Origin of the sequence: Arcobacter cryaerophilus gv. crypticus, from assembly GCF_002993025.1 — a bacterium.
GTDB classification, from domain to species: Bacteria; Campylobacterota; Campylobacteria; order Campylobacterales; family Arcobacteraceae; genus Aliarcobacter; species Aliarcobacter cryaerophilus_B.
In genome coordinates this window covers 1-5,072 of record NZ_NXGI01000018.1, presented here as the reverse complement: position 1 = coordinate 5,072, position 5,072 = coordinate 1, and the positions used below count along the sequence as shown (strand labels likewise).

Annotated in this window: 4 protein-coding genes and 1 pseudogene; 3 read left to right on the top strand and 2 right to left on the bottom strand. The window is 23.6% G+C overall.

The window, feature by feature from the left end:
- Window positions 1-423: 423 nt before the first annotated feature.
- The 3 genes from CJ670_RS10870 to CJ670_RS08240 all read left to right on the top strand — a co-directional run bounded on the left by CJ670_RS10870 (window position 424) and on the right by CJ670_RS08240 (window position 3,145).
- Window positions 424-582 carry a hypothetical protein gene (locus tag CJ670_RS10870; protein ID WP_165785203.1) on the top strand — a complete coding sequence of 53 codons (159 nt, stop codon included), beginning with the start codon at window positions 424-426 and terminating at the stop codon, window positions 580-582.
- Between the two features lie 75 nt (window positions 583-657).
- Complete coding sequence (locus tag CJ670_RS08245; protein WP_105939618.1) at window positions 658-1,608, top strand: SEL1-like repeat protein; 951 nt, start codon at window positions 658-660, stop codon at window positions 1,606-1,608.
- A 142-nt stretch (window positions 1,609-1,750) separates the two neighbouring features.
- Complete coding sequence (locus CJ670_RS08240; protein ID WP_105939617.1) at window positions 1,751-3,145, top strand: tetratricopeptide repeat-containing protein; 1,395 nt, start codon at window positions 1,751-1,753, stop codon at window positions 3,143-3,145.
- A 51-nt stretch (window positions 3,146-3,196) separates the two neighbouring features.
- Here the strand turns inward: CJ670_RS08240 and CJ670_RS11075 are convergent, their stop codons facing one another.
- Both CJ670_RS11075 and CJ670_RS08235 read right to left on the bottom strand, forming a co-directional pair.
- Window positions 3,197-3,322, bottom strand: coding sequence for a hypothetical protein (locus CJ670_RS11075; protein WP_260933106.1), 126 nt, complete (start codon window positions 3,320-3,322; stop codon window positions 3,197-3,199).
- 328 nt (window positions 3,323-3,650) lie between these two features.
- A pseudogene (locus CJ670_RS08235) lies at window positions 3,651-4,842 on the bottom strand (IS3 family transposase).
- Window positions 4,843-5,072: the final 230 nt, after the last annotated feature.

Sequence of the window (5,072 nt, the reverse complement as noted above, 5' to 3'; positions counted from 1 at the left end):
GAAATGTTTTATAACTCAAAAAGAAGACATAGTTTTTTAGATTTTATAAGTCCAAATGAATTTGAGAAAAGATACAATGATAGTGTTACTCAACCCAAGGTGTTAACTGAATAAAAAAGTGTCTACTATCTTGGGGTCATTCCAAAGAAGATGTTAGACCTATTATAGAATGTATTTACGATACAAATAAAAAAGAAAATGATTTTTTAACTACAGATGAATTAATTATAAAGCATAATTATAATTATTTAAATATTAAAAGTATTAATTCCAACATCATTCAGTCATGTCAAAAAAAATATCCTAATATAAACTTATAGATATATCTATATTGGCATTTTCAGTAAAAATCAGTAAAATAAATATATAATTTAATCATATAATTTCGTTAACCAATAAGGTTAAAAAAATTAAGGATACAAAATGTCAAAAGAATACAAAAAAGTAAGTTCAACAAAAGATAAATATGATGGAACATGGGATAATTACCATAATGGAAGCCAAAAAGTTACTGTTTATTCATCAAAAAGTGGAAACACATCGATATTTATTGATGGTAAAAAAGTCAACAAAAATAAATAAAATCATATAAGAAAAGGCTAAATATAAAAATAATAATTGATTATAAAAGTAATATTAAGTAACAAGGAAAATAAATTGAAGAAAACTATAATTAGTGTAGTGCTTGTTTTTAACTTGTCTTTTGGTGTAGATTTAGAAGATGGTTATAAGGCTTTAAAAAATGGTGATTATAACAAAGCTTTATCAATTTTTGAATATTTGTCTTCAATGAATCATAGTAAGGCAATATTTATTCTAGGATACATGTATTTAAAAGGATATGTTGTAAATCAAGATAATACAAAAGCATTAGAATATTTTAAAAAATCAGCTTCTCTTGGTAACGCTCTTGCTCAATATAATCTTGGAGTTTTATTTTACGAAGGGGAGATTATACAACAAGATTATAAAGAGGCATTAGAATATTTTAAGAGTTCAGCTTCTCTTGGTTTTGGAAAAGCTCAAAATTATCTTGGTTTTTTATATTATAAAGGTAAAATCGTAATACAAGACTATGACAAAGCAATATATTATTTGGAACAAGCAGCTAATCAGGGTTTTACAGAAGCACAACATAATCTTGGAGTTATGTATTCTAACGGTGAAGGAGTAAAACAAGATTATAAAAAAGCGATAGAATATTTTGAAAAAGCAGCTAATCATGATTTTCCAGAATCATTACATAATCTTGGAGTTATGTATTATAACGGTGAAGGAGTAAAACAAGATTATAAAAAAGTATTATATTTACATGAAAAAGCAGTTGTTAAAGGTATTGCAGAGACGCAATATAATTTAGGTATTATTTATAGAGATGGTAAAATAATAAAACGAGACTATAATAAAGTGATAGAATATTTTGAAAAAGCAGCTATTCAAGGTGATTCTGATGCTCAATACAAACTCGGGATTATGTATGAAAATGGAGAAGGAGTAAAACAAGATTATATAATCGCTAAAGAATTTTATAAAAAAGTATGTGATTCTGGTATACAAATTGGTTGCGATAAATATAATTTATTAAATAATATAAAAGAGTCGTTCTAACTACCTGATTTATTTATAAATATTTAGTACGATTATAAATCGTACTAAATATATTTTATATGATTTATGATACTTTTTTGGAATTTAGATTTTATCTAATGTATTTATATTATAATTTTAATGTAATTAATCAAGGAAAATTATGGATTGTAAAGAAATAAAGAAGCTTTTATTAAAAGAAAATATAAATGAAGATAATTATCTTACTGAGTTAAAAGATATTTTAAAAATATATAAAATTTATTTAAAATATTGCGATATGTCCAATGTTGATAGTTTTGAAAAAGTACTAATAGATAATTTTAGTGTTAAGTATTTGGACTGGCCATCAAAAATTGATTTTTTAAGAGAAAAATTTATTAAACCAGTTTATTCAAAAGATCAATTTTCTAAATATTTATCTATTAAATTAGAAGATTATTTGAAGAAATGTGATAAATATTTTAATCTTGAAGACAGAAATAGTAAAATATCTAAAACAGAATTTGATAAAATAAATGGATATAAAACTTCTTCTTCAATTAGACAATATTTAAAGAATGTAAATTTACTTTCTGATAAAGAAGTTAAAAGAAGTTATGAAAAAGAAGCAAAATTTATTGAAAACTTTTGTAATATTCATGAAATTTCCTATGATTGGTTTATGAAAAAGATGTATAAAAATTTTGAAGATTTAAATTTATTATCAATAAAAGATATTAGACCAAAAATTAAAGATTATGGTTTTAATTTAAAACAAGAAGATATCAATAAATTATTAAGTATTTTAAATAATTCAGAAGATACAATAATTAAAGAAATTAAAAAAATCTTTAACGAAAAATCATATATTTATTCTAATGATTTTTTGATTGTATTACTTTTAAATTCTTTCGAAAAAATTCCAAATAATGAAATTATTTTAGAGTTAATTTATTTTATTGAACAAAAAGATATTTCTGAATATTTTAAAAAATATATTGTTTCTATAAAAGCTAAATATTTTTCAAATTCTCAAAATGATGAAAAAGCAATAGAAACATTAGAAAATAGTTTTGATTTTAACGTTTGTAATGAGATTGAATTGATAAATTTATTAGCCGCATCTTATAAAAGGATTGGTTATAAAGATACGGATGAAGAATCTTTAGTAAAATCTTTGCAATTATATAAAAGAACATTCGAATTGGAAAAAAGCTATTATTCTTTAATAAATATTTTGTATATATTAACAAATTTAGATTATGAAAAAGAATTCTCTAATTATGTAAAAAAATGGAAAGAAGTAAAAGTAGAATCAAGTTGGTGGTATTTTATAAGTAAATTAGAATTTTATATGCTACAAAATGATGTAACAAATTTAAAAAAAGAATTAAATAATATAATTGATATTAAAAAAATATCTCCATTAAATTTAAACTCAACAATTCGAGAGTTAAATTATTATAAAGACATACAAGGAAATAATAATGTAAATGAAGCATTTACATTATTATTAAGCGAATTGGAAAAAATAAGGAAAAATAGTGATCTTGGTAAAGAATCACACCTAGATTAGATACTCTAGATAACTTTAATATGTTATCTAGAGTTAAATTTACAGTCAAGTTTAATCATTTTTAGATTTCTTTTTATTATATTTTAGCCCTCCATTTTGATATGTTCTATTTGTACATTTAGGTTTTCCCCATTTATCAGTTTGTCCCCATCTTGGTCCATAGAATGCTTTTGACATTTTTTATCCTTTTTTTGTTTTAACCTTATTGGTTATTGAAATTATATGATTAAATTATATGTGTATTTTACTGATTTTTACTGATTTTAATAATTGCAATATAATATTCTGAACTTATTAAACTTGTTGAGCTATAGTGTTAATTGAGTTTTTTATTTAAAATCTATCTAGATAAATTAGATAGATATTTATTCACTGTATATATTTAAACATTTTTTTGTTGATTATTTTCCATTTATAAAATATCGTAAAATTTATATAATAAAGCCATGTTTTGATTATAGAACAGTTGATCTGTCAACACTTTATAGGACAAAAAAAGATTAATTTAACTAACCATTTCAAAACGTAACATTTTATCTTCAAATTCACTTGGAGACATATATCCATTTGATGAATGTAATCTTTGTCTATTGTAAAAAATCTCTATATATTCAAATATTTTTTCACTTGCTTGTTTTCTTGATATAAATTTCTCATGATGAATTAATTCAGTTTTTAGAGAATGAAAAAAACTCTCTGCAACTGCATTATCCCAGCAATCTCCTTTTCTACTCATACTTTGAACTATCCCATATTTTTCTAAAAGATTTTTATGTTCATAAGAGGCATACTGACTTCCTCTATCAGTATGATAAATTAGTCCTTTAGAAGGATTTCTTCTTTTTAATGCCATTAATAGTGCATCATTAACAAGTGAAGTTTTTAAACTATAATTCATAGACCATCCAACAACTTTTCTTGAGTAAATATCGATTACAACAGCCAAATATAACCATCCCTCATTTGTTGGAATATATGTAATGTCTCCAACATAAACTTTATCTATTTGTGAGCTATAAAAATCTCTATTTAGATGATTTGGTGCAATTGGTAGAGTATGATTTGATGTTGTTGTAATTACTTTAAATCTTCGTTTCATTTTTACTTTTAGATTTAAATATTTCAGAGTTCTTTGAATTTTTCTTCTTGAAACTATAAGACCATATCTTTGTTTTAAAACCTCTTTTAATCTTCTTGTTCCATAAGTTGCACATGAATGTTCAAAAATGATTTTAATGAGATTATTTAAATCTTTATCAATTTTATTTACAATAGAACCTTTTTCAATCCAGTTGTAGTAGCAACTTCTGCTAACTTTAAAAAGTTTACACATAAGCTGTACATTAAAACTCTTTGAGTGTTCTTTTATCCAAGCATACTTTATAGAGTTTCTTTTGCAAAGTATGCTGCTGCCTTTTTTCTCACAGAGAGTGCAAGCACAAGAATATCTCTTTTTCTTGTTTTAAAATTGCAAGTTCTTTTTTAAGTCTTTTATTCTCTTGCTCTAAAGTCTCATTCTTTAAATCATTTACAGGTAACAAATTATTTTTAGCTTTGTACTCATTTACCCATAAAGCTAAAGTTCCTTTATTTAATCCTAAATCTCTAGCAATGCTTGAAATTGATCTATCACTATTATCAATACAAAATTTTATAGTTGATTCTCTAAACTCTTGTGAGTAATTACTTTTTCTCATTTTTATTCTCCGCTTTCACTAATTTTAACATAGTTATTTTCTATGTCCTATTTAGTGTAGCCAGATCAAGTTTTATTTAACCATATTGTTGAGACGCATGAATTTGGCCACCCAAACGCATAAAGACTTGGCCAGTTGAGGAGTTAAAAAGTATTCTTACAAAATTATATCATAAGTGGCCAAATGTTTTTATTTTTTTGCTAAATATTCTCTCATTGAACCACCTCTTA

Bases quoted from the DNA above. Each gene is read 5' to 3' on its own strand.
- CJ670_RS10870 (WP_165785203.1), top strand. From the start codon at position 424: ATGTCAAAAGAATACAAAAAAGTAAGTTCAACAAAAGATAAATATGAT.
- CJ670_RS08240 (WP_105939617.1), top strand. From the start codon at position 1,751: ATGGATTGTAAAGAAATAAAGAAGCTTTTATTAAAAGAAAATATAAAT.
- CJ670_RS11075 (WP_260933106.1), bottom strand. From the start codon at position 3,322: ATGTCAAAAGCATTCTATGGACCAAGATGGGGACAAACTGATAAATGG.